At 67.1% G+C, this 25191-nt stretch carries 15 protein-coding genes; 8 read left to right on the top strand and 7 right to left on the bottom strand.

What is annotated here, in order from left to right; all coding sequences use genetic code 11:
* The first annotated feature begins 72 nt into the window (after positions 1-72).
* On the top strand, positions 73-1491 hold the full coding sequence (gene puuE / locus AE618_RS00990) for an allantoinase PuuE (protein ID WP_054207185.1): 1419 nt from the start codon (positions 73-75) through the stop codon (positions 1489-1491).
* Positions 1492-1599: 108 nt separating this feature from the next.
* Here the strand turns inward: puuE and AE618_RS00985 are convergent, their stop codons facing one another.
* From AE618_RS00985 to AE618_RS00975, 3 genes are all read right to left on the bottom strand, one after another.
* Positions 1600-2361: an SDR family NAD(P)-dependent oxidoreductase gene (locus tag AE618_RS00985; protein WP_054207184.1), complete on the bottom strand. Its 762-nt coding sequence runs from the start codon at positions 2359-2361 to the stop codon at positions 1600-1602.
* A gap of 190 nt (positions 2362-2551) precedes the next feature.
* A complete protein-coding gene (locus tag AE618_RS00980) occupies positions 2552-4018 on the bottom strand; it encodes a UdgX family uracil-DNA binding protein (RefSeq protein ID WP_054207183.1) in 1467 nt (488 codons plus the stop codon).
* Positions 4018-5250 carry a putative DNA modification/repair radical SAM protein gene (locus AE618_RS00975; protein ID WP_054207182.1) on the bottom strand — a complete coding sequence of 411 codons (1233 nt, stop codon included), beginning with the start codon at positions 5248-5250 and terminating at the stop codon, positions 4018-4020. Before AE618_RS00975 ends, AE618_RS00980 begins: the two co-directional genes overlap by 1 nt.
* Positions 5251-5397: 147 nt before the next feature.
* Between AE618_RS00975 and AE618_RS00970 the strand changes: the two genes are divergently transcribed.
* From AE618_RS00970 to glgX (AE618_RS00960), 3 genes are all read left to right on the top strand, one after another.
* Positions 5398-5577, top strand: a complete 180-nt coding sequence (locus AE618_RS00970; protein ID WP_054207181.1) for a hypothetical protein — start codon at positions 5398-5400, stop codon at positions 5575-5577.
* 171 nt (positions 5578-5748) lie between these two features.
* Complete coding sequence (locus AE618_RS00965; RefSeq protein WP_054207284.1) at positions 5749-8208, top strand: glycogen/starch/alpha-glucan phosphorylase; 2460 nt, start codon at positions 5749-5751, stop codon at positions 8206-8208.
* Positions 8209-8377: 169 nt separating this feature from the next.
* Positions 8378-10333: a glycogen debranching protein GlgX gene (glgX, locus tag AE618_RS00960; RefSeq protein WP_054207180.1), complete on the top strand. Its 1956-nt coding sequence runs from the start codon at positions 8378-8380 to the stop codon at positions 10331-10333.
* Positions 10334-10488: 155 nt separating this feature from the next.
* On the opposite strand, the gene glgX (AE618_RS00955) is transcribed toward glgX (AE618_RS00960), so the two are convergent.
* The gene (gene glgX / locus AE618_RS00955) at positions 10489-12576 is read right to left on the bottom strand and encodes a glycogen debranching protein GlgX (protein ID WP_054207179.1); all 2088 of its coding nucleotides are present in this window, start codon (positions 12574-12576) and stop codon (positions 10489-10491) included.
* Between the two features lie 217 nt (positions 12577-12793).
* Here glgX (AE618_RS00955) and glgA point away from each other — a divergent pair, with 217 nt between their 5' ends.
* Positions 12794-14326, top strand: a complete 1533-nt coding sequence (gene glgA, locus AE618_RS00950; RefSeq protein ID WP_082364893.1) for a glycogen synthase GlgA — start codon at positions 12794-12796, stop codon at positions 14324-14326.
* Between the two features lie 164 nt (positions 14327-14490).
* On the opposite strand, the gene AE618_RS00945 is transcribed toward glgA, so the two are convergent.
* Positions 14491-14802: a DUF2934 domain-containing protein gene (locus AE618_RS00945; protein WP_248310705.1), complete on the bottom strand. Its 312-nt coding sequence runs from the start codon at positions 14800-14802 to the stop codon at positions 14491-14493.
* Positions 14803-15011: 209 nt separating this feature from the next.
* Between AE618_RS00945 and glgB the strand changes: the two genes are divergently transcribed.
* Both glgB and malQ read left to right on the top strand, forming a co-directional pair.
* Positions 15012-17207 carry a 1,4-alpha-glucan branching protein GlgB gene (gene glgB / locus AE618_RS00940; RefSeq protein ID WP_054207282.1) on the top strand — a complete coding sequence of 732 codons (2196 nt, stop codon included), beginning with the start codon at positions 15012-15014 and terminating at the stop codon, positions 17205-17207.
* Positions 17208-17327: 120 nt separating this feature from the next.
* Positions 17328-19394 (top strand): 4-alpha-glucanotransferase, encoded by a 2067-nt coding sequence (malQ, locus tag AE618_RS00935; RefSeq protein ID WP_054207178.1) that lies wholly within the window; start codon positions 17328-17330, stop codon positions 19392-19394.
* A 149-nt stretch (positions 19395-19543) separates the two neighbouring features.
* On the opposite strand, the gene treY is transcribed toward malQ, so the two are convergent.
* Together treY and AE618_RS00925 are read right to left on the bottom strand one after the other, a co-directional pair.
* Positions 19544-22171, bottom strand: a complete 2628-nt coding sequence (gene treY / locus AE618_RS00930) for a malto-oligosyltrehalose synthase (RefSeq protein WP_054207177.1) — start codon at positions 22169-22171, stop codon at positions 19544-19546.
* A gap of 75 nt (positions 22172-22246) precedes the next feature.
* Complete coding sequence (locus AE618_RS00925; protein ID WP_054207176.1) at positions 22247-23668, bottom strand: SNF2-related protein; 1422 nt, start codon at positions 23666-23668, stop codon at positions 22247-22249.
* Positions 23669-23791: 123 nt separating this feature from the next.
* Between AE618_RS00925 and AE618_RS00920 the strand changes: the two genes are divergently transcribed.
* Positions 23792-25180 (top strand): M20 family metallopeptidase, encoded by a 1389-nt coding sequence (locus AE618_RS00920; RefSeq protein WP_054207175.1) that lies wholly within the window; start codon positions 23792-23794, stop codon positions 25178-25180.
* Positions 25181-25191 lie beyond the last annotated feature (11 nt).

Here is a 25191-nt window from a genome sequence, read left to right as displayed (position 1 = left end):
GGCCCGTAACTTGCCTTCACCGTCAGACGTTTATCTCTCTCAACTGAATCACTTTGCGAGCGCCGCACGCCCATGACCGAAACCGCCTACCCCCGCGACCTGAAAGGCTATGGCCGCAACCCGCCTCATCCGCATTGGCCGGGCAAGGCCCGCATCGCCGTCCAGTTCGTGATCAATTACGAGGAGGGCGGCGAGAACAACATCCTGCATGGCGACGCCGCCTCCGAAGCCTTCCTGTCCGAGATCGTCGGCGCGGCGCCCTGGCCCGGCCAGCGCCACATGAACATGGAATCGATCTACGAATACGGCTCGCGCGCCGGCTATTGGCGGCTCTGGAGGATGTTCACCCAGCGCCAGATGCCGGTCACTGTCTTCGCGGTGGCGAGCGCGCTGGCGCGCTATCCCGAAATCGTCGAGTCGATGCAGGAAGCCGGCTGGGAGATCGCCACCCACGGCCTGAAATGGATCGACTACCGCGACGTGCCCCGTGAGCGCGAACGCGCCGACATTCTCGAAGCCATCCGCATCCAGACGCAGCTGACCGGCTCCCGCCCGCTCGGCTGCTATCAGGGCCGCACCTCCGAGAACACGATTCCGCTGACGATGGAGGAAGGCGGCTTCCTCTACACGGCCGACATCTATGCCGACGAGCTGCCCTATTGGCTTGCCGGCCCCAAGGGGCCGCAGCTCGCCGTGCCCTATACGCTCGACGCCAACGACATGCGCTTCGCCACGCCGCAGGGCTTCAACAGCGGCGACCAGTTCTTCGCCTATCTCAAGGACTCGTTCGACCTGCTCTACGCCGAGGGCGAGAGCGCGCCGAAGATGATGTCGATCGGCCTGCATTGCCGCCTCGTCGGCCGTCCGGGCCGCGCCGCAGCGCTAGCCCGCTTCCTCGATTACGTGCAGAGCCATGAGAATGTCTGGGTCGCGACGCGCCTCGACATTGCCCGCCACTGGATCCGCCATCATCCCCCGGCCGGCGGCTATCGCCCCTCGGCGGTGCCCAAGGCGCTCTTCGTCGAGGTCTTCGGGCGCATTTGGGAGAACGCACCCTGGGTCGCGGAGGCCACCTACGACGCCGGCATCACCGCCGCCCATGACGATGCAGGGAACTTGCATGCGGCCATGGTCAAGGTGATGCGCGCTGCTTCGCGCGAGCGCCTGCACGCGCTGCTGCTCGGCCACCCCGACCTCGCCGGTCAGCTCGCCGCTGCGGGTGAGATGACGGAAGAATCGATCGGCGAGCAGGCCTCCGCCGGGCTCGACCGCCTGACATCGGACGAACGCGTCCGCTTCACCGCGTTGAACGAAGCCTACAAGGCCCGCTTCGGCATCCCCTTCATCATGGCTGTGGCGGGTGCGACCAAGGAGGCTATCCTCGAGGCCTTCGAGGTCAGGCTGAAAAGCACGCCGGAGGTCGAGTTCGAGACCGCGCTGGAGCAGGTCGAAAAGATCTCGCTGCTCCGATTGAAAGAGATCATGCGCTGAAACACGCCGTCATTCTCGGGCGAAGCGAAGCGAAGACCCGAGAATCTCATGACGAGAAGGCGCTGGTTTCCGAGATGCTCGGGTCAAGCCCGAGCATGACGCGCGAACTTACAACCCGCTCACCAGATGCCCGCCATCCACGGCCACCACCGCGCCGGTCATGAAGCGCGAGGCGTCCGCGCACAGCAGCAAGAACGGCCCGTCGAGATCGGTCAGATCGGCGGGCCGCCGCATCGGGATGCGCGCGATCAACGCCTTGCCAGCCTCTGTCGCAAAGAACTCGCGGTTGAGGTCGGTGACGACATAGCCGGGCGCCAGCGCGTTCACGCGCACCTTGTGCCGCGCCCATTCCAGCGCCAGCGCCTTGGTCATCTGGATCAGCCCGGCCTTGGCGACCGCATAGGGCGCGACCGACGCCGCGACGCGCTCGCCCAGGATCGAGGCGATGTTGACGATCGCCCCGCCCTCTCCCTGCTGGCTCATGATCCGCGCCGCGCCTTGCGCCGCGAAGAAACAGCCCTTCAGATTGACGTCGAGATGCGCATCCCACTGCGCCTCGTCGAGATCGAGCGCACGCGCCGTTTCGACGACACCGGCATTGTTGACGAGCACATCGAGCCCGCGGAGTGCTGCGCGCGCCTCCTCCAGCCCGGCCCCGATCGCCTCGACCGAAGCGACATCGAGCACGACCGGCACGACCTTGCCGGGAAGCGCGGCGCAATCCTGCGCGAGCGCCACGAGCCTATCATGCCGCCTCGCGGCAGCGGCAACATGCGCGCCATGAACTGCCAGCAGCCGCACGAAATGCGCGCCCAGCCCCGACGATGCGCCGGTAACCAGTACGCGCTTGCCCTTCAGATCCCCGAACATGATGCCCTCGTTTCCTTGAGACGGAGGGGACACTGGCGTGGCACGCAGGTCAATTGCACCACTGACCCAAACCCGCACCGGTCATCCCGGGCGAAGCGAAGCGAAGACCCGGGATCCATGCCTGAGGCGTTCCGGAATGGATCCCGGGTCTCCCTTCGGTCGCCCGGGATGACGCGCGTTTGAACGCCCCTCAAGCCGCCATCCCAGCCAGCATCTCCGGCACAAGCCGCCCGACGCGTTCCAGATCGGCCCGGAAGCGCTCCGTCTCGCGCAGCCGCGCAGCCTCGTCCGGAAGCCGCAGCAGATAAGAGGGATGCACCGTCGCGACGAGGGCCGTGCCGTCGTCCAGCGTCAAATCGCGCTCGCGCATCGAAGCGAGCGATCCGGAATGGCCGATCAGCGCATGCAGCGCGGTCGCGCCGAGTGCCACGATCAGCTTCGGCCTGACGAAATCGCGCTCCAGCCCGAGCCAGAAGCGGCAGGCGGAGATCTCACCGGCATTCGGCTTCTGGTGGATGCGCCGCTTGCCCCTGACCTCGAACTTGAAGTGCTTGACCGCGTTGGTGACATAGGCACGGCTGCGATCGAGCCCGGCCTCGCCCATCACCCGGTCGAAGACCCGACCGGCCGGACCGACGAAGGGCTTGCCGGCGAGATCCTCCTGATCGCCCGGCTGCTCGCCGACGAACATCACCGGCGCCGCCAGCGGACCCTCTCCGAAAACCGTTTGCGTGGCGTGTTGGCACAAGCCGCAGCGTGTGCAGTCCCGCGCGGCCGCCTTCGCCTCGGCCCAGCTTCCGCTTGCGGCCGGCGCCTCGGCCACCTCCTCCCGCTGCCGCTGCGCCTGCCTGACATGCCGCTCCGGCGGCAGGGTCGGGAGGTTCGCAACCATCGCTTCTGCGCGCCGGCCCGCTCCCGCGATCAGCGGCGCGATCAGATCGGCCTCGGGCAAGTTGCGCCAGTATTTCCGGGGCATCTCGGCCGTCATCGCTTTGATCTTGAGCCGGGCGGGATTGAAGATATTGGCGTAATAGGTCCGCCAATAGGCCTCCATCGCATCGTCGCTGGGCGCGTCGGCACGCGATGCGCCGTCCGTCACATGCATTGTCTTCCCGTCCCAGTGCAGGCAGCGCAGCGGCGTCAGGATCGACCAGCGCATCGCGCAGAAGCGCTCGACGAAGAAGCGCGAGACCCGTTCGACGATATGATGCTCCGGCTCGAACCAGGCGACGAAGGCCTCTGCCCCATCGGCACTCACGATCTCGCGGAAGCGCACGAAGGCGGTCATCTTGTGCATGTCGCGGCGCGCCGCCTTGGCCATCGCGTTGGCGCGGTGGATGTCGTCATCGGTCATGACGTGCATCAGCCCGGGCTCGCGCTGGAGCCGCAGCAGCAGGCGGTAGAGCAGGTCGAAGCGCTCGGGATCGCGATGGCAGATCACCGCCTGCGCCAACTCGGGAAAATCGCGCGGCACGGTCAGCTCGATGCCGGAAACCGGAGCGAGGTCGTCCACGGACTCGCCGCCGAACAGCTCACCATCCTCGTCACCGACCCGCCAGTCGACCAATCCAGGCGCGATGCCGGCCTGCGCGAGGATTCGCGCCCGCCGCCGCCAGCCTGCGAAATCCGCGGGATGATCGAGCCGGGCGACCAGCATCACAGCAATGCCAATTGCCGGGGCTTCGGCGCCAGGTGTTGGCGCAGCCGCTCGCTGTCCAGCACCGCGCCGGGGCGCCAGCCTTCCGCCACGATGAAATGGCGAAGCGTCGCAATCGAGCGCGCCAGCTTGCCGATATCCTCCAGACGCAGCCGCCGGAAGCGCCGCGTCTCCAGGATCTTGCCAACACTCTTGGTGCCGAGCCCCGGCACCCTCAGCAGCGTCTCGCGATCGGCCCGGTTCACATCCACGGGGAAGCGCGCGCGATGCCGCAGCGCCCAGGCGAGCTTGGGATCGATGGCGAGATCGAGCATGCCGCCCTCCCCGTCATCAAGGATTTCGCCAACATCGAAGCCGTAGAACCGCGTCAGCCAGTCGGCCTGATAGAGCCGGTGCTCGCGCATCAGCGGTGGCTGCGAGAGCGGCAGCTGCGCCGAGGCGTCCGGGATCGGGCTGAAGGCGGAATAATAGACCCGCTTCAGGCCGAAGGAGCCGTAGAGCTGGGCACTCCGTTGGAGGATCGCCGCATCGCTGGCCCCATCCGCTCCGACGATCATCTGGGTGCTCTGCCCGGCCGGCGAGAAGGCCAGCGCACGACGGGATTTCGCCCGCTCCGCCTTGCCCTCCTCGATCCTGAGCCGGAGCCCGCCCATCGCGGCGCTGATCTCGCGCGGCCGCTTTTCGGGCGCGAACCGCTTCAGCGAGACCTCGCTCGGCAATTCCACATTGATCGAGACGCGATCGGCATACAGCCCGGCCTGCGCCACGAGGTCGGCATTCGCGCTCGGGATCAGCTTGAGATGGATGTAGCCGCGAAAACCGTGGACGGTCCGCAACGTCTCCGCAACCCGCACCAGCTCCGTCATCGTGTAGTCCGGCGAGCGGATGATGCCCGAGGACAGGAACAGCCCCTCGATATAGTTGCGCTTGTAGAAGTTCAGCGTGAGGTCGACGACCTCCTCGACCGAGAACCGCGCCCGCCGGACATTGCTCGACGAGCGGTTGATGCAGAAGACGCAGTCATAACTGCAATAATTGGTCAGAAGGATCTTCAAGAGCGAGATGCAACGCCCGTCCGGCGCATAGGAATGGCAGATGCCCGAGCCCGTGGTCGAGCCGATGCCACCGTTCAGCGCGTTGCGCTTCGTCGTATTGCTGGAGGCGCAGGAGGCGTCGTATTTCGCCGCGTCGCTGAGGATTTCCAGCTTCTCCATCACGGTCAGTTGGGCCATATCAGGCTCCTTTGTTCATGATTTGTTCTTTTAGCCGGATACCTCTGCCTGCGCCAGAGACCTTTCGTCGCGGGCCATCTCCCACCCCAGCCCGGCGGAACATGCCGCAACGGTCGGCGTTCCCTGCCTCAACGGATGGAGGGAAACATGTTTCGCATTCTGCTGGTGCTTGTGGTGATTGCGATCGGCTATGACGCCGTCGTCCATCAGGGCCTTTACACGCGCAATGTCTGGACCAGCGTCGTCGGCTTCACCGATTCCGCTGTGACCGGCGCCAAGCAGCTCGGCCAGGACGCCCGCGAGGAATCCGGCACCGTCAGGCAGTAAGGCCGGTTCCGCCGCCGCTTTCCCCATCACCGCCTCGGACGTAGCCGACGAAACATACCGCACTGCGGCAGTTTCGTCTGGACTTGAGGGTGGCTTGCCTCGACACTCGCCCGACTGAAACAGCCGGGATTGCGTCGTTTGACCGAGACAGCCTCCAAGACTCAGGCCGATATCAAGACCCAGGCCGATGTCCATTTCGAGCCGGATGATCAGGTCGAGAAGCTCAAGGGCGAAATCGTCAAGAAGCTGACCTACTCGCTGGGCAAGAACCCTTCGGTGGCGCAGCCTCATGACTGGCTCACCGCCGGCATCCTCGCGGCGCGCGATCATATCGTCGATGTCTGGCAGCGCTCGACGCGCGACAGCTACCAGACCGGCCGCAAGCGGGTTTATTATCTCTCGCTGGAATTCCTGATCGGCCGGTCGCTGGCCGATGCGCTGAGCAATCTCGGCCTCACCGGCCCCATGGCGCAGGCGATGGCCGAACTCGGCGTCGATCTTTCGGAGATCGAGACGATCGAGCCCGATGCCGCGCTGGGCAATGGCGGTCTCGGCCGGCTCGCCGCCTGCTATCTGGAGGCCATGGCCTCGACCGGCGTTCCGGCGCTGGGCTACGGCATCCGCTACGATCACGGGCTGTTCAAGCAGCGCATCGACGGCGGCAAGCAGATCGAAGTGCCCGAAGACTGGCTCTCCTTCCGCAACCCCTGGGAGTTCGAACGCCGCGAGGCCTCCTACAAGATCGGCTTCGGCGGCGCGGTGACGGCCACGGCCAAGCCCGGCGAGGTCTTCTGGGAGCCGGAAGAGACCGTCTTCGCCGTCGCCTATGACACGCCGATCATCGGCTGGCGCGGCCGCGACGCGACGACGCTGCGGCTCTGGCGCGCCCGGGCGATGCATCCGCTTTCGCTCGACGCCTTCAATCAGGGCGACCTCGTCGGCGCCGTCGCCGAGCGCAACCGCGCCGAAGCGATCTCGAAGGTTCTGTATCCCAACGATTCGACCCCGACCGGCCAGGAACTGCGTCTGCGGCAGGAGTTCTTCTTCACCTCCGCCTCGCTGCAGGATCTGGTGCGGCGGCATTACCGCCAGTTCGGCAAGCTCGACAACCTCGCTGACAAGGTCGCGATCCAGCTCAACGACACCCATCCATCGCTGGCCGTCGCAGAGCTGATGCGCCTCCTGATCGACGAGCACGGCCTGCCCTGGGAAGAGGCCTGGACGATCACCAACGCCACGATCTCCTACACCAACCACACACTCCTGCCGGAAGCGTTGGAGACCTGGCCGGTGGCCCTGATGGAACGGCTGCTGCCGCGCCACATGCAGATCATCTTCGCCATCAATGCCCGCTTCCTCGAGGAGGTCAGGCGCTCGAGCGGCGGCGACAAGATCGATCTCTCGCAGATCTCATTGATCGACGAATATCATGGCCGGCGCGTCCGCATGGCCCATCTCGCCTTCGTCGGCTCGCATACGGTCAATGGCGTCTCGGCGCTGCATTCCAAGCTGATGGAGCAGACCGTCTTCGCGCCGCTGCACGCCGTCTTCCCCGGCCGCATCACCAACGTCACCAACGGCATCACGCCGCGGCGCTGGCTGTTCGGCGCCAATCCCGGCTTGACCAGGCAGCTTCAGGAGGTTTGCGGCGACGATCTGACCGACCATATCGGCCAGATCAGCAGGCTCGCGGCCCATACCGGCGACGGCGCCCTTCACGAGCGCCTGCGCGCGATCCGCCGCGAAAACAAGCTCAAGCTGGCCAAGGTCATCCGGCAGGACACCGGCATTACCGTCGATCCCGACGCCCTGTTCGACGTCCAGATCAAGCGCATCCACGAATACAAGCGCCAGTTGCTCAACATCCTGGAGACGATCGCGCTCTATGACGCGATCCGATCCGAGCCCTATCGCGACTGGGCGCCGCGCGTGAAGATCTTCGCCGGCAAGGCCGCCTCGAACTACGGCACCGCCAAGGCGATCATCAACCTGATCAACGACGTCGCGGTGGTCGTGAACAACGACATCACCACCCGCGACCGGCTGAAGGTCGTGTTCCTGCCGAACTACAATGTCAGCGCCGCCGAGGTCATCATTCCCGCCGCCGACGTCTCCGAGCAGATCTCGACCGCCGGCATGGAGGCGTCGGGAACCGGCAACATGAAGTTCGCGCTCAACGGCGCGATCACCATCGGCACGCTCGACGGCGCCAATATCGAGATCGGCGAGCGCGTCGGCGAGGACAATATCGTCATCTTCGGCATGACCGCCGAGGAGGTCGAGGCCGCCAAGCGCAATCCCCGCCCGACGGCCGATGTCATCGCCGCGACACCCCATCTCGAAGGCGTGCTCGATGCGGTCGCCGGCGGCGCCTATTCGCCACGCGAGCGCGATCGCTATCTCGGCCTCGTCGACGGACTGCGCGCCAATGACTGGTTCATGGTGCTCAACGATTTCGAGAGCTACCGCCAGGCCCAGCGCCGTATCGACGCGCTCTGGGCCGACCAGGGCAAGTGGTGGCGCATGTCGGTGACAAACACCGCCCATTGCGGCTGGTTCAGCGCCGACCGGGCGATCGGCGAGTATGCAAAGCGCATCTGGAACATTCCGACGCGCGACGCGAAGGCCTGAACGCCTTGTCGCGAGGGCATCGGCTCGTCCGTCATTCCGGAGCTTCGCGAAGCGAAGAGCCCGGAACCCAGAATCGATGCCGCTGCCCTGTAGAGCTCGAACACGGAGGTCTCTCCGGGAGCAGCCATCGGTTCTGGGTTCCGGGCTCAGGCCTTTGGCCTGCCCCGGAATGACGGCCTCGGCAATCCTGCCCTGCCCGCTGCCGGCCCGGATGGGCGCGACGCCGGGCGAGGACGGCATCACCGTCGCGGTGTTCTCGCGCAACGGCGAGAGCGTCGATCTCTGCCTGTTCGACGAGAGCGGCGAGTGCGAAATCGCACGGCTTGCCCTGCCGTGCCGGACGGGCGACGTCCATCATGGGCGGCTGCCGGATGCCAAGGCGGGCCTGCGCTATGGCCTGCGCGTCGAGGGGCCCTGGCAGCCTGAGCGCGGCCACCGCTTCGACGCCACGAAACTGTTGATCGACCCCTATGCCACGCTGGTCGACCGGCCGTTCCGCTGGGACCCACGGATGGCGCAACGGGGCGTCGACACCGTCGATCTCGTCCCACGCTGCATCGTGAGCGAAGCCCTTCCCCCCCTTGCGATGGCGAGGGACACGCCGCCGACCTTCATCTACGAACTCGCCGTCAAATCCTTCACGATGCGCCATCCCGCCGTGCCCGATCGCATTCGCGGAACACTGGCGGCGCTGACCGAGCCCACCCTGCTCGACCATCTCCGCAAGCTCGGCGTCAGCCATGTCGAGCTGATGCCGGTCGCGGCCTGGATGGACGAGCGCCACCTGCCGCCGCTCGGCCTCGCCAATGCCTGGGGCTACAACCCCGTCAATTTCTTCGCGCTCGATCCGCGCCTTGCGCCGGGCGGCGCAGCGGATTTGGCGGCGCTCTGCGCCGTCTATGCGCAGGCCGGCATCGGTATCATCCTCGACATCGTCTTCAACCACACCGCCGAAAGCGACGAATTCGGCGCCACCATCAGCCTGCGCGGGCTCGACAACGCGCTCTATTACCGCCACGCCACCGATGATCCCGGCCGGCTGATCAACGACACCGGCTGCGGCCATACGCTGGCGCTCGACCGCGCGCCGGTCGTGCGCATGGCGATGGACGCGCTGCGGCACTGGCGCAGCCTCGGCGTCTCGGGCTTCCGCTTCGACCTCGGCACGGTGATGGGCCGCTCCGACAGCGGCTATTCGCAGGATGCCCCGCTCTTCGCGGCAATCCTTCAGGATCCCGACCTGTCGCAGGCGATCCTCATCGCCGAGCCCTGGGACATCGGCCCAGGCGGCTATCGACTCGGCGAATTCCCCGCCCCCTTCGCCGAATGGAACGGCCGCTACCGCGACGATGTCCGCCGCTTCTGGCGTGGCGATGGCGGCATGGCGGGAGCGCTGGCGACGCGGCTGGCCGGCTCGGCCGATCTCTTCGCCGACCGCCATCGCGGGCCTCGAGCCACCGTCAATTTCATCGCCGCTCATGACGGCTTCACGCTGGCCGATCTCGTCGCCTATGCCGGCAAGCACAACGAGGCCAATGGCGAGGGCAACCGCGACGGCGACAACGAGAGCCATAGCTGGAACAACGGCACGGAGGGGCGGACCGACGACCCGGCGATCACGCAGGCCCGCCGCCGCGATCTCCGCGCGCTTCTGGCGACGCTGTTTATGTCGCGCGGCGTGGCGATGCTCACCGCCGGCGACGAATTCGGCCGCACGCAGCACGGCAACAACAACGCCTATTGCCAGGACAACGCGGCATTCTGGCTGGATTGGGCGGGCGCGGACAGCGACCTCACGAGCGTCGTCGCCGAACTCGCGGCGCTGCGTCGCGCCCATCCGCTGCTGGCGACGCAGACCTTCCTGACCGGCACGGGAGACCCGCCCGATGCACGCTGGCTGAGGCCCGACGGCACGCCGATCCCTGACCATGAATGGGCCGGGCTCGATGTGGTGTGTCTCGAGTTGAATGGGGACGGCGAGAGACTGCTCATCGCGCTCAACCGATCGCGCGAGGCGGCGCCACTGACGCTGCCCGGCGATGGCTGGGAGCAAGTGTTTCCGGCAGCGGCCGACCTCACCGGCGAGTTGCCCGCCCGTGGCGTCGGGCTTTGGCGTCAGGGCTGACCATCGCTGTCATTCCGGGGCTTCGCGTAGCGAAGAACCCGGAACCCACGACTGGGTGGAATACGACGGAGTGAAAGCTGCCGCGAACCGGACCAGCCCAGTCGTGGGTTCCGGGTTCATGCCTTCGGCATGCCCCGGAATGACAGCCGTGCGCCTCACATCAGCACGATCAGCGAACGCGGCGACAGCGTCAGCTCCGTATCCGCCTTCAGCCCCTTGCGTCCCTCGTCGGAGGCCGGGCCCGTCTCGGTATCGAGCACGACCGACCATGACCCGGCCTTCACCCGCGGCGGAAGCTTGAAGACGACGTCGCCGTCGAAGGCGTTGAAGAGGATCAGGGCTTCGTCACCGCCCTGCTCGACATCGGGCATATGCATCAAAAGCCCGATCGCCAGCACGCCCTCGTCGTCCCAATGCTCCTCCTGCTGGTCGCCGCCGGCCGGGTTGACCCAGCGCAGCACGCAGCCGTCGCGGAAGGAGGAGCGCCGGAAGATCGCGTGATCGGCCCGCAATTGCGTCACGCGCTGGACGAAGCCGGTCAGCGCCCGGTCGCGATCGGTCAACTCTTCCCACTTCATCCAGGCCAGTTCGTTGTCCTGGCAGTAGACGTTGTTGTTGCCACCATTGGAATGGCCGCATTCATCGCCGGCGAGGATCATCGGCGTGCCGTGCGAGAGCAGCATCGTCGCCAGCAGGTTGCGCTTCTGGCGCTCGCGCGCGGCGATGATGCCCTCATCCTGCGTCGGACCCTCGACGCCGAAATTGAAGGACAGGTTGTGGCCATGGCCGTCCTTGTTGTCCTCGCCATTGGCCTCGTTGTGCTTCTCGTTGTAGGAGACGAGATCGTTCAGCGTGAAGCCGTCATGGGCGGTGAGGAAGTTGACGCCCGCCCAGGGCCGCCGACCGCGCAGATCGTAGATGTCGCCCGATCCGGTGATCCGCGCGGCGAGGTCGCGCAGGACGCCCTGCTCGCCCTTCCAATAGGCGCGGGTGGTGTCGCGGTACTTGTCGTTCCATTCCCCCCAGCCCGGCGGAAAGCCGCCGACCTGATAGCCGCCAGGCCCGATGTCCCAAGGCTCGCCGACGAGCTTGACCTTGCGCAGCACCGGGTCCTGCCCCACCGCGTCGAAGAAGCCGCCGCGCTGGTCGAAGCCATGCGGCTCGCGGCCGAGGATGGTCCCGAGATCGAAGCGGAAGCCGTCCACCTCCATCACCTCGACCCAGTAGCGCAGCGAATCCAGGATCATCTGCAGCACGCGCGGATGGCTGGTGTTGACGGTATTCCCGGTGCCGGTGTCGTTGATGTAGAAGCGTGCCTCGTCGGGCATCGTCCGGTAATAGGCGAAGTTGTCGATGCCTTTGAAGGAGAGCGTCGGCCCCATCTCGTTGCCCTCGGCGGTGTGGTTGTAGACCACGTCGAGGATGACCTCGAGCCCGGCATCGTGGAACTTGCGGACCATGTCGCGGAAGGATTGCAGCCCCGCCTTGCCCTCATAGCGCTGCATCGGCGCGAAGAAGCCGATGGTGTTGTAGCCCCAGTAGTTGGTCAGGTTCTTGGCGGCGAGGTGGTGGTCGTCGAGATAGGCATGGATCGGGAGCAGCTCGACCGATGTCACGCCGAGGCTCTTGATGTAGTCGATCACGGCCTTCTCGCCGAGCCCGTCAAAGGTCCCGCGCAAATCCTGCGGCACGGCCGGATGCAGCTTGGTGAAGCCGCGCACATGCGTCTCGTAAAAGACCGTGCGATCCCAGGGCACGTTCGGCCTGCCCGGCGCGTTGGTATCGGCCTTCCAATCGCAGACGACGCATTTCGGCATGAAGGGCGCGCTGTCGAGTTCGCTGAACGTCAGGTCGGTGTCGCCCTCGGCATTGACGTCATAGCCGTAATGGGCGTCGTTCCAGTCGACCGTGCCGGAATACTCCCTGGCGTAAGGGTCGAGCAGCAGCTTGTTGGGGTTGAAGCGATGCCCCTCTTCCGGCGCGAAGCGGCCATGGACGCGGTAGCCATAGCGCTGGCCGGGCTTCACGCCCGGCAGATAGCCGTGCCAGACCTCGTCGGTATATTCCGGCAGCACGATGCGTGCCGTCTCGACCTTGCCGCTCTCGTCGTAGAGGCAAAGCTCGACCTTGTCGGCATGAGCGGAAAAAATCGCAAAATTGGTGCCATCGCCATCATGAACGGCGCCGAGCTCCGTTGCCTGCCCGGCTTTCACCTCGAAGCGAATCCCGTTTCCGTCAGCCATATCATTCCTCGCACCGGTCAGGCCTGACGAACCGCGCTGCCGCATGCAGCCTACGATCCTGTCAAATGATGCCGCGAGCCTGCCGCAGATCGTGCAACGTGAGGCGGGAGTTGCGGTTCCTGCCGACGGCCTCCAAATTGCATGAATATTTTGCAGCGCAACATGGAACCTTAACCAGGATCCGATGTTGTGGCTGCGCAGCAGGGGGAGTTCGCCGATGGCCGAGACATCGAAGGACACAGGAACGGACATCACCCCTTCGACATCCGGCCACGCATTGACCTACGCAGCGGCGGTGAAGGATGGCGCTGCCGAGCTCCCGACAAGGCTTGCAGCGACGACCAAGCTGCTCTTCGTCACCTCGGAAATGGGCGATTTCATCAAGGCCGGCGGCCTTGGCGAGGTCTCGACCGCGCTGCCGCGCCAGTTGCGCGCGCTCTGTGACGTCCGCGTCCTGTTGCCGGGCTTCCGTCAGGTCCGCGCCGCCAGGCCCAACATGGACATCGTTCGCGAGATGCCGCGCACGGCGAGCCTGCCGCCCTGGTCGCTAGGGCGGTTCAGCACCGCTGATGGCCTGACGATCTATGCCGTGCTCTGCGACGAGCTCTATGATCGCGAAGGCTCGCCCTACGGCCCCTTCGCTGGCGGCGACTTCAGCGACAACGATATCCGCTTCGCAAGGCTCTCGCTCGCCGCGGCCGAGATCGCCGCCGGCGAAGCCGATCCCAACTGGAAGCCGGATGTCATCCACGTCAATGACTGGCCATCCGCGCTGGCGCCGGGCTATCTGCGCTGGAAGGGGCTCAGCACGCCCTCGATCCTGACCATCCACAACCTCGCCTATCAGGGCCTGTACCAGCCCTCGCGGATGAGCGCGCTCGGCATTCCCGACCTCGCCTTCTCTGTCAACGGCGCCGAATTCCACGGCAAGGTCTCGTTCCTGAAGAGCGGCATCTACTACAGCTCGCACGTCACCACGGTCAGCGAGACCTATGCCCGCGAGATCACGACGCCCGAGCATGGCTGCGGGCTCGACGGCCTGCTCAAGACCCGCATGGAGGAGGGCCGCCTCACCGGCATCGTCAACGGCATCGACGACAGCTGGACCTCGCCGGCCGGGGCCCTGAAGACGGCCGCACAACGCGTGCGGCAGTGGAAGCGCCAGAGCGCCACCGACATCCGCAAGACCTTCGAGCTGCCCCCGTCGCGCGGGCCGCTGTTCTCGATCATCTCGCGTCTGGTCCACCAGAAGGGCATCGACCTCTCGATCGAGGCTGCCGAGACGATCGTCGCCAATGGCGGCCAGCTCGTCGTAACCGGGCGCGGCGAGCCGCGCCTCGAGGATGCGATCGAGCGGCTCGCGCGCCAGCATCCCCAGGCGGTCGCCGCGCGCATCGGCTTCGACGACGCAGAGGCGCGTCGCATCTTCGCCGCCAGCGACTTCCTGCTGATGCCTTCGCGCTTCGAGCCTTGCGGCCTCAGCCAGATGTATGCCCAGCGCTTCGGCGCGCTGCCGATCGCCTATCGGACCGGTGGCCTCGTCGATACCATCGAGGACGGGCAGTCGGGATTCCTGTTCTCGTCGCTGACGGGGGCGGGGCTGGCGTCCGCCGTGACGCGCGCGCTCGACGCCTTCCGCTCCAAGGCGGCGTTCCGGCAGATGCGCGAGCATGCAATGGCGAAACGCTTCGACTGGAGCCGGCCGACGCATCGCTATGCCGATGTCTACGCCCAGGCGCTGTCGGCTTGAGGCAGAGCGCCTTTACGACGGCAGTTGCGACCCTCTCGCGTCATTGCCTCTCTCGTCATTGCGAGCGCAGCGAAGCCATCCAGAACGTCTCGCACGACGTTGACCTGGATGGCTTCGCTGCGCTCGCACTGACGCGGCGGCGGGTGTTGCAGCCCGTATCAGCTCTACGTCTTGGGCGCGGCCTTGGTGGCAGCGGCCTTGGCCGGCGGCTTCGCAGCGGGCGCATCCTTGGCGCTGGCTGCGGGCTTGCCCTTCGCAGGCGGCTTGGCCTTGGCTTCGACCATCTTCGTCTCGGCTGTCTTGGCGTCCGTCTTTTTGACAGAAGCCGTCTTGCCGCCCGCCGTCTTGCCGCCCGCCACACTGCCGGCGACACGCTCCTCGGCCTGCTGCCAATGAGCCGCGTCGCGGCCCTCCGGCTTGCCCTCGGCTTCCCATATCGCATAGGCCACGTCGCGAACGGTCTGCTCCCGGCTCATCGCCATTCTCCATCTCAAGCGCCTGCAATGCAGTGCGACAACGATGGCGAAGACACTTGGTTCCCGACCCGAATGAACGGAGGATGCGGCATCGTCGCGGCGGAACGCAGGCGGGCTCCGCTGCGTTGCATCATGGTCGATTCCCCGCCATTCGTGGAGTCGGTTTCGCAATGGAGCCCGACCGTATGACGCGCCAGATGCCGCTCAGAATGCCTGCCCTCCCGGGGAGCGACATCGCCAGATTGGAGGAGGGTCGTCACCCCGATCCGTTCGCGGTGCTCGGCCGCCACACCGTCGACGGCGTCTCGCTGGTCCGGGCCTGGCTGCCCGGCGCCAACTATGTCGAGCTGGTCATCGGTGACGGCGAGGAACGCCGCGCCACGCCGATGGTCGGCAATGGCAGCGGACTCTACGAGGCGCCGTGCCCGGACGACGCCGCTTATCGCATCCGGACCGCGTGGCCGGGCGGCATCTCCGAAACCGCCGACCCCTACAGCTTTGGGCTGCTGCTCTCCGACGACGACATCTACCTGGCTGCGGAAGGGCGGCATTTCGACCTGGCGACGCGGCTCGGCGCGAATCTGCGGACCATCGACGGCATCGACGGCGTGCTCTTCGCCGTCTGGGCGCCCAACGCCTCCCATGTCGCGGTGGTCGGCGATTTCAACGGCTGGGACGCGCGCCGCCATCCCATGCGCCGCAGGCTGGGGCCGGGCATCTGGGAGCTGTTCATTCCCGGCATCGCTGCCGGCGCGGTCTACAAATATGCGCTGATCGCGGCCTCGGGCGAGCGCCTGCCCTGGAAGGCCGATCCGCTGGCGCGCGCCACGGAGATGCCGCCGCGCACCGGCTCGGTCGTGGCCGCCGCGCCGGACTTCAGCTGGACCGATTCGGAATGGCTGTCGGCGCGCGAGAAGGCCGACCCGCTCGCCGCGCCGATGACCACCTACGAGATCCATGTCGGCTCCTGGCTGCGGACCGAATGGGGCCAGATGGGCTCCTGGGACGAGGCGACGGACCGTCTGATCCCCTATCTCCAGCATATGGGCTTCAGCCATGTCGAGCTGATGCCGATCACCGAGCACCCCTTCGGCGGCTCCTGGGGCTACCAGCCGCTGGCGCTGTTTGCGCCGACGGCGCGGCTCGGACCGCCCGAGGCCTTCGCCCGCTTCGTCGATCGCTGCCACGCGGCCGGCATCGGCGTCATCCTCGACTGGGTGCCGGCGCATTTCCCCTCCGACGAGCACGGGCTCGCCCGCTTCGACGGGACAGCGCTCTACGAGCACGAGGACCCGCGCCAGGGCTTCCACATCGACTGGAACACGCTGATCTACAATGTCGGGCGGCGCGAGGTTCGCGGATTCCTGATCGCATCGGCCCTGTTCTGGATCGAGACCTTCCATCTCGACGGCCTGCGCGTCGATGCGGTCGCCTCGATGCTGTACCGCGATTACAGCCGCAAGCCCGGCGAGTGGGTGCCCAACGAATTCGGCGGCCGCGAGAATCTCGAGGCTGTCAGCTTCTTCCAGGAGCTCAACACACTGGTGGGTGCGCGCGGACGCGGCGCCGTCACGATCGCCGAGGAATCGACCGCATGGCCAGGAGTCACCAGCCCGGTCCACCATGGCGGGCTCGGCTTCCATTTCAAATGGAACATGGGCTGGATGCACGACACGTTGCGCTTCTTCGCACGGGACCCGCTCTACCGCGGCCATCACGGCGACGACGTCACCTTCGGGCTGATCTATGCCTTCTCCGAGAACTTCGTCTTGCCGATCTCGCATGACGAGGTCGTCCACGGCAAAGGCTCGCTTTTGTCGCGCATGCCCGGCGACGACTGGCAGCGCTTCGCCAACCTGCGGCTCTATCTCGCGCTGATGTGGGCCCATCCCGGCAAGAAACTGCTGTTCATGGGCTGCGAATTCGGCGCCGAGGATGAGTGGAGCGTCGATGCGCCCTTCCCCTGGCCTCATCCTTATGACGACCGCCGCCAGGGCGTCTCCCGGCTGGTGCGCGACCTGAACGCGCTTTATCGCGCGACGCCGGCGCTGCACCGTCTCGACCATGCGCCGGAGGGCTTCGGCTGGGTCGTAGCCGACGATTCCGCCAACGCCGTCTTCGCCTTCAGCCGTTCCAGCGCGCCCGGCGCAGCCGAAATCATGGTCGTCGCCAACATGACGCCCGTGCCGCGCCAGGGCTATCGCATCGGCGTACCGAGGCGGGGGCTCTGGCGCGAACGTCTGAACAGCGACGCCGGCATCTATGGCGGCGCCGGCATGGGCAATGGCGGCGGGGCGCAGGCTGAGCCCGTGCCCGCCCACGGCCAGGAGCAGAGCCTGTCGCTGACGATCCCGCCGCTGGGGTTGCTGGTGCTCGAACATGACCCTGCCGCGGATCGGGCGTGATCGCCGACCGGGGCGACCCACCCTCGTTTCGCGCCAAGAGCCGCCGGACAGGTCGGAGATGAGCGTGGCTATGCTCATCTTCGCCGTCCGCACACCCCATCACTGCCTCCGGAGTTCCCCATGAGCGACGACACCCTGCGCCAGCTCGCGACACGAGCGGGCATCGCGCCGCATTGGACCGACCAGACCGGGGCGGACCGGGATGTCTCGCCCGACAGCCTGCGCGCGATCCTGCGTGCTCTCGACCTGCACGCCGACAGCGACGCGGCTCTGCGCAATTCACTGGCGCTGGTCGAGTCCGGCTCCGACGCCACGGCAGCCTCGCGCTTCACGACCGCTCGCGTCGGCGGGCAGGTCGGCCTGCCGCTTTCGGCGCCGGCGGGAACTCGCTTCGAGGTCACGCTCGAAGGCGGCTCGCACCGGGTCGTCACCTCGGAAGAGGGCTTCGGCGGCGCGCTGATGCTGCCGGCCTTCGATGAACCGGGCTATCACACCGTCCATACCGAGGACGGCGCTTTCACCGTCGCCACGGCCCCAGAGCGTTGCATCACCTTCGCCGATCTCAACGGCGGTGCGCCCGGCTTCGGCCTGGCCGCCCAGATCTACTCCTTGCGCAGCCAGGACGATGGCGGAATCGGGAATTTCGCCGGGGTCGCATCGCTTGGCCGCACGGCGGCCGCGCGCGGCGCCGATGCGCTGGCGATCAGTCCGGTTCATGCGCTCTATGGCGCGGAAGCCGGTCATTTCAGCCCCTATTCGCCCTCGACGCGGCTGTTCTACAACCCGCTTCACGCCAACCCGGCCGCTGTCCTGCCCGAGGACATGGTGCGGCACGTCATCACCGAGGCCGGGCTCGGCGATGAGATGGCAAGGCTGTCGGCGCTGGCGCAGGTGGATTGGCTCGCGGCGACGCCGCTGCGCCAGCGCCTGATGCGCGCGCTCTTCGACGCCCTGCGCAAGCCCGGTTCCGCTGCCGAGCCGGCCCGGATGGAGTTCGAGCGCGCACTGGCCGAAGCCTCGCCGCTGCTGAAATCGCACGCCATTTTCGAGGTTCTGCACGCCGCGCAATTGCGGCAGGGCCCGAAGGCCTGGAGCTGGCGGAACTGGGACGCGCCCTATCGCGACCCCGACAGCCCGGAGGTCGCAGCTTTCGCCGCCGTGCATGAGGATGCGGTCGCCTACCAAATCTTCCTGCAATGGCTGACCGCGCGCTCCTATGGCGAGGCGCAGCGCGTCTGCCGCGAGGGAGGCATGAAAGTCGGGCTGATCGCCGACCTCGCCATCGGCATGGACGGCTCGGGCAGCCATGCCTGGAGCCGTCAGCACGAGGTTCTGGGTGGGCTCAGCATCGGCGCGCCTCCCGACTACTACTCCGCCGAGGGCCAAAGCTGGGGGCTGACCACCTTCTCGCCGCGCGGCCTCGCGGCATCGGGCTTTGCGCCGTTCATCGAGACCTTGCGGGCCAGCCTGCGGCATGTCGGCGGCATCCGCATCGACCATGTCATGGGCATGAGCCGGCTCTGGCTGGTGCCGGAAGGAGCGAGCGCACTCGACGGCGCCTATGTCACCTTCCCGTCGGAGACCCTGTTCCGGCTGGTCGCGCTCGAATCCTGGCGCCATAAGGCGATCGTCATCGGCGAGGATCTCGGCACGCTCCCCGACGGTTTCCGCGACTATCTGCGCGAGCAGGGCGTCGCGGGACTGCGCGTGCTGCGTTTCGAGCGCACCGAGCACGGCTATATCCCGCCGGACCAGTGGGACGCGGGCGCGGCCGCGCTCACCAGCACCCACGACCTCATCCCCACCGCTGGCTGGTGGGCCGGAGCGGACATCGAGCCCGCCGATGACGGCGTCGATCAGCAGAGCGTCCGCGCCTGGGAGCGCGGCATCCTCTGGGGCGCCTTCCAGCAAGCCGGCATCGTGCAGGGCGAGCGCCCGGCCCCGCAGGACACCGCGCCGGTGGTCGATGCAGCGGTCCGTTACATCGCTCGCACACCCTGCACGCTGAAGCTGCTCCCGATCGAGGACGCGCTCGGCATCGAGACCCAGCCCAATGTGCCGGGCACCACGACGGAGAAGCCCAACTGGCGCCACAGGCTCGACGGCGATGCCTCGACGCTGCTCGACGACGAGGTCGTGCGCAGGCGGCTCGGCTATCTCGGTCAGCCGCGTGAGGGAGAGGCGTAGCCCTGCTGCATCGCTCGCAAACGCGCCGTCATCCCGGACGCAAGCGCAGCGGAAATCCGGGATCCATTCCGGAGCACTGATCGGTGAGGTTCCGGAATGGATCCCGGGTCAAGCCCGGGATGACGGCGGAGGTTCGGGCGTGAAAGCGATCAGCCGCGTTCGAGCGCCCAGACCCCGACCGGCACGATCGGAAGTGCGGCGCCGACCGCAAGTCCGCCCTGCCCCTGCATCTCGGGGCCGATCACCGCCTCTCCCAGCCGGACAGCTTCGGGCAGCGCGACATGCGTATCGCCCCACCAGTGGCCGCCGGGAACCAGTCCGTCGCCCTCTCCCATGCCCTCGGCGCAGCAGCGTGCGACGACGACCAGCATGGCCGCATCGCCATCCCGCCGCAGGAAGGCGAGCGCGTTCTCCGCTTGCGCACCTTCGACCTCCAGCGGCTCGTAGCTGCCCTGCGCGAACAGCGCCGGTGCGCTCTGGCGGAACCGCAGCAGCTTGCGCAGCAGCGCCTGCTTGATGCGTCCGTCGCGCCAGCTCTCCGTCAGGAGATCGAGCGAGAGATGCTGCGCCAGAGCGATCTTGCGCGCGGCGAAATCGACGGGCCGGCGGTTGTCGGGATCGACCAGGCTGAAATCCCAGAATTCCGTACCTTGATAGCTGTCGGGAAAGCCCGGCGCCGTGCAGCGCAGTGCCATTTGCACGAGCCCGTTCAGCGCGCCCGGCCGCTCGATGCGTCCGACAAATGCGGCCACGGCGCGCAGGAAATCTCCGGCCTTGGCAGGATTCAAGGCATCCGTGGCGAACTGCAGCGCCTGTTCCTCATAGCCCTCGTTCGGCGCAGCCCAGCTCGAGCGCAGCTTGCCCTCGCGCAACGCCTTGCGCCACCAGCCTCCGAGACGGCCGGCCAGTTGGTCGAGCCCTGCAGCATCGTCGGCTGCGAGCCCGAGCGGCCAGGCGCCGATCAGCATCTGCTGGAACATATGCTCGTCGGCCGGGTCGAGACCGTCGGGCCGGATGGGCTCGGCCAGCTGGCGCCAGCGCTGCGTTGCCGCCATCCACTCCCGGGGAATCTCGCTCAGCACAGCCAGTCGCGCGCGCACATCCTCGCCGCGCTTGTGATCATGGGTCGCCGTCGCCAGCATGCTGTCGGGCGCTCCATCGGCGCGCTGGCGCATCAGGGCATGAAACGCGTCCGGCCCCATCCCGAGCCGCTGCGCATCGAAGCCGACATCGTTGCGCGAGAGCAGTCGACCGTAGCGATAGAATGCGGTGTCCTCCACAGCCTTGGCGGCAAGCGGTGCCGCGAGCTGGTTGAAGCGCCGGATCGCGGTGATCCGTGCAGGCCGTTGCGTTTCTGCGCCTTCGCCCGCGATGACAGAGGCCACGAAACGCAGGGCAGGCGCATCCGCGACAGGGCCCGACAGAGCCGCGGTGAGCGCTGCCTGCACCGCCTCTCCGGCTCCTACCCCGTCGTCGCGCCCCGTGGCATAGCTGCGATAGGCCCGCATCTGCGCGGTCAGGGCGGTGACAGCGCGCCGCAGGGCCGATCGGGTCAGACCCTCGGCGTCGCGCTGCGCGGCGCCGGCTTCCTCGAGGGCATCGACCAGCCGCTCGCGTTGACCGTCGAAGGCATGCGATAGCACTTCGTGGCGTGCCATTTCCTCTTCGGGATGGAAATCACGCGGCCGCCCGCTGAGCACCGCCCAATGAGCCGAAAGCGATCCCGACGCAGCAGGGTCGTGCTGGAGCGCCGAGACCTGGTCCATGAAATCGTAGCCGGTCGAACCGTCGACATCCCAACCGCCGGGCAGCCGCTCGCCCGGAGCCAGTATCTTTTCGACGAGCAGCAAGGCGCGGCTTTCCCTTAGCCCTTCCGGACGCTGCCGCTGGAGGGTGTCGAGATGGCGACGCAAATTGGCGCAATACGCCGCCGGATCGGCCAGCCCGTCGATGTGGTCGATCCGCAGGCCCTCGATCAGCCCGTCCCGGTAGAGCCCCAGCGCCACGGCATGCTGGGCTGCGAAGGCTGCAGGCTCCTCCATCCGGACGGCGGCGAGCTGGGTGACGTCGAAAAAGCGGCGCCAGTTAATCCGGTCGCCGGCATTGCGCCACCAGTCGAGCACGAAGTTCTGGCGCGAGAGCAAGGCATCGAGGCGGTCTGCATCGCGGAAGGCATCGACCCCGGCGGCCGCGATCTCGGCCTGGTCTTCCGGGCGGATCGGGAAGAGATGCTCGCCATAGGAGACGGCATAGCCGCCATCATGGATGACCAGCGACAGGGCGCCGGACGCCAGCACCTCCCGATAGGGCTCGCCCAGGAAAGGCGCATGCACCTTCCCAGTGAGCTGTGGATCAGGCGTTTCGAAATCGACGTCGAACCAGTCGGCATAGGCGCTGTTGCGGCCGTGCTTCAGCAGGTCGAGCCAGAGCCTGTTGTCGCTGCCGCCGACGGCCATGTGGTTGGGCACGATGTCGAGGATGATGCCGATGCCCTGCCCCCGCAGCGCAGCCGCCATCTGCTCGAACGCGGCCTCCCCGCCGAGCTCGGGATTGATCGCATCGTAATCGACGACGTCGTAGCCATGGATTGAGCCCGCCCGCGCGGTCAGGATCGGCGAGGCATACACATGGCTGATGCCGAGTTCCGCGAGATAGGGCGCAAGATCGCGGCCAGCCGAAAACGGGAAGTCCTTGTGGAACTGCAGGCGATAGGTCGCACGCGGCACGTCGGACGAGGTGGCGAGAGGGGTTTCGCGGCGCTGCGGCGCATCCGGCATCGGTGAACTTTCAGGCTGTTGGCCGCTAGTCGGGCCGAGAGACTGAACCGGAGATCGCCGTGCTTGTTCCCGCTCTCAGGCCGCAGCCCGCGCCTCGACGACCCCGGCGATCGCCTCCAGCAGCCGCGTATCGTCGCCCGCCAACCCCTCCATCGCCGCCATGCGCGCGATCACGGTGCCAGCCACCGCCTCCTCCACCGTATCCTCGGCATAGGCGTAGAAGATCGTCGCGTGCTGGCCGTCGCGGTGACAGCGGCCCTCGATCTGCTGGAGCTGGATCGCGCTGTGGCGCATGTCGTGGACCACCAGCGACCGCTCGCGCTCGCCGCCCGGCATCTCGCCCCGATGCAGCGAGATCGATTCGGTGACGGTGAAGATCACCGCGTCGAGCTGCCCGGTCTGGAAAGCGATCCGCGTCTCCTCGTTGACGGTGCCCGAGCGCTCGCCATTGATTTCGCCGACGCGCCAGCCCCGCCCGCGCAGCGACTCGGCCAGCATCGCGCTGGTTTCGAGGAAGGCGACGGAAACCGCCACCTGCTCGTCATTCCCGAGCAGATCATCGCAAAAATCGACCGTGCCGGGTATCCGCAGCAGGCTCGCCTTCTGGCGAAAGCGCAGATCAGCCGCCCAGCCCTGCGGCTTGCGCGTCGAGCCGCCGGCCAGTCCGAGCTCGCGGCGGAACTCACGCCAGGTCGCGTCGTAGAGCTTGCGCGCGGCGACATCGAGCGAGACGGGAGCCAGTTCGCGCTGGACCTCGGGCCAGCCGGCGATCTCCTCCGGCCGCCGCCGCAGGCCGATGGCCCTTGCACCGCGATAGAGCAGGTCCGCCATCACCTTGCGGTCGGCCTCGTTGGGCTCCCAGCTCCAGTTCTTCCAGCGCCCCTTGGCCCGGCCGATCCGGAGCTGCTTCATCAACACCCGGAATCCGTCGAGATCGGCGCTCGGCATGCCGGCCGCCCGCGCCAGCATGGGCCCGAGATAGGACAGCTCATGCGGCGACTGGCCGGCGGTGGCGCTCATATAGATCGTGAAGCTGGCCGCGGCCGCCATCTGCCGGCAGACCATGCCCTGCTGCGAGTTCGGATTGCGGATGCGGTGCGCCTCGTCGATCACCACCAGCGGCCAGAGGCGCTTGGGCGTACCGAGCTTGGCAAGCTCGTTGTTCTTCGCCCGGACCGAACGCTTCTTGGAATCCGCGGGCGGCGCCAAGAGCGACTTGGTCTTCTCGAAATTCATCAGCGTCACGCGCTTCGCCGGCAGCCCCGACAGCGCCATCGTCCGCCGCCATTGCGGGATCGCGCCCTTCGGGCAGATCACCAGGATCTCCTGCTCTTGCATCGCCGAGAGCGCGAGCCAGGCCGAGAGCGTCTTGCCGAGCCCCGTCAGGTCCCCAAGCAGGAAGCCCGGCGCACCGGCCGCTCGCGCCGCCAGGATCGCATCCGCAGCCACGGTCTGGTGCGCATGCGGCACCATCAGGCCGGCCTCGCCCGTCATCATGCGCGCATCCCCTGCGCGCCGTATCCTGTGGCCGATCCGTGCATGCGCATGGCAGTATCAATGGCAGGTGCGATCGGCAACGATCCAGCCCTCTCCCCAACGCAAGACAGATAGCGAGCTTCCATGACCCGCGCCCAGGCCATCGCGCATGCCCAGGACTATTTCGACACCGGCGCCTTCAAGCGCGACCTGGCGCGGCTCATCGCGATGCCGACAGAAAGCCAGAACCCGGACCGCGCGCCGGTCCTCGTCGATTATCTAGACAGCGAGATGCGCCCGCTCTTCGAAAGCCTCGGCTTCGAATGCCGTATCCTGACCCATCCGAAAGCCAAGGGTCCCTTCCTCTTTGCCCAGCGTATCGAGGACGAAAGCCTGCCCACGATCTTCGGCTACGGCCATGGCGACGTCATTCGCGGGCTGGATGCGCAGTGGAGCGAGGGTCTCTCGCCCTGGACGCTGACGGAGCGCGGCGACTGCTGGTATGGCCGCGGCGTGGTCGACAACAAGGGCCAGCACGTCATCAACATCAATGCCTTGCGCGCCGTTCTTGAATCACGCGGCAAGCTCGGCTTCAACGCCAAATACCTGATCGAGATGGGCGAGGAATCCGGCTCGCCGGGCCTGCGCGAGCTCTGTGCCGACGAGGCCGAGCTGTTCCGCTCGGACGTCCTGATCGCCTCCGACGGACCGCGCCTGAATGCCGAGCGCCCCACGGTCTTCCTCGGTGCGCGTGGCGTCATCACCTTCGACCTCCAGATCGTCGCCCGCGAAGGCGGGCACCATTCCGGCAATTGGGGCGGCATCCTCTCCGATCCGGCGATCCAGCTCGCTCATGCGATCGCCTCGATCACCTCCCCCACCGGCCAGATCCGCATCCATGAATGGGTGCCGAAGGAATTGCCCCGCGCCGTGCGCGAGGCCGTCGCCGACTGCGTCGTCGACGGCGGCCCCGATGGCCCCCGGATCGATCCCGATTGGGGCGAGCCCGGCCTGTCGCCGGCCGAGCAGGTCTTCGGCTGGTGCTCCTTCGACGTCCTGGCGATGAAGGCAGGCGTGCCCGAGACGCCGGTCAATGCGGTGCCGCCGAGCGCATGGGCGCGCTGCGCATTGCGCTTCGTCGTCGGCATCGAGCCGAAGGACGTCGTCCCCGCGCTGCGCCGCCATCTCGATCGCCACGGCTTCCCCATGGTCGAGATCATCATGCCCGGCGCCGAGCGCTTCGGCGCGACGCGGCTCGACCCGGAGGATCCTTGGGTCGCGTTTGCGGTCGACTCGATCGCGGGCAGCACCAACAAGAAGCCCGCGCTGCTGCCCAATCTCGGTGGCTCCCTGCCCAACGACATCTTCGCCGAGATTCTCGGCCTTCGGACGATCTGGGTGCCGCACTCCTACCCCGGCTGCTCGCAGCATGCGCCCGACGAGCACATGCCCACCGCGATTGCGCGCGAGGCACTGGGCTTGATGGCGGGGCTCTACTGGGACATCGGCAGCGGCAACGCTCCGCCGGTCTGAGCCCGCTGCTC

The organism is Allobosea vaviloviae (assembly GCF_001298265.1).
GTDB lineage: Bacteria > Pseudomonadota > Alphaproteobacteria > Rhizobiales > Beijerinckiaceae > Allobosea > Allobosea vaviloviae_B.
This window is presented reverse-complemented; position numbering and strand designations above follow the sequence as displayed.

Bases quoted from the DNA above. Each gene is read 5' to 3' on its own strand.
- puuE (WP_054207185.1), top strand. From the start codon at position 73: ATGACCGAAACCGCCTACCCCCGCGACCTGAAAGGCTATGGCCGCAAC.
- AE618_RS00985 (WP_054207184.1), bottom strand. From the start codon at position 2,361: ATGTTCGGGGATCTGAAGGGCAAGCGCGTACTGGTTACCGGCGCATCG.
- AE618_RS00980 (WP_054207183.1), bottom strand. From the start codon at position 4,018: ATGCTGGTCGCCCGGCTCGATCATCCCGCGGATTTCGCAGGCTGGCGG.
- AE618_RS00975 (WP_054207182.1), bottom strand. From the start codon at position 5,250: ATGGCCCAACTGACCGTGATGGAGAAGCTGGAAATCCTCAGCGACGCG.
- AE618_RS00970 (WP_054207181.1), top strand. From the start codon at position 5,398: ATGTTTCGCATTCTGCTGGTGCTTGTGGTGATTGCGATCGGCTATGAC.
- glgX (WP_054207180.1), top strand. From the start codon at position 8,378: ATGACGGCCTCGGCAATCCTGCCCTGCCCGCTGCCGGCCCGGATGGGC.
- glgX (WP_054207179.1), bottom strand. From the start codon at position 12,576: ATGGCTGACGGAAACGGGATTCGCTTCGAGGTGAAAGCCGGGCAGGCA.
- glgA (WP_082364893.1), top strand. From the start codon at position 12,794: ATGGCCGAGACATCGAAGGACACAGGAACGGACATCACCCCTTCGACA.
- AE618_RS00945 (WP_248310705.1), bottom strand. From the start codon at position 14,802: ATGAGCCGGGAGCAGACCGTTCGCGACGTGGCCTATGCGATATGGGAA.
- glgB (WP_054207282.1), top strand. From the start codon at position 15,012: ATGCCTGCCCTCCCGGGGAGCGACATCGCCAGATTGGAGGAGGGTCGT.
- malQ (WP_054207178.1), top strand. From the start codon at position 17,328: ATGAGCGACGACACCCTGCGCCAGCTCGCGACACGAGCGGGCATCGCG.
- treY (WP_054207177.1), bottom strand. From the start codon at position 22,171: ATGCCGGATGCGCCGCAGCGCCGCGAAACCCCTCTCGCCACCTCGTCC.
- AE618_RS00925 (WP_054207176.1), bottom strand. From the start codon at position 23,668: ATGATGACGGGCGAGGCCGGCCTGATGGTGCCGCATGCGCACCAGACC.
- AE618_RS00920 (WP_054207175.1), top strand. From the start codon at position 23,792: ATGACCCGCGCCCAGGCCATCGCGCATGCCCAGGACTATTTCGACACC.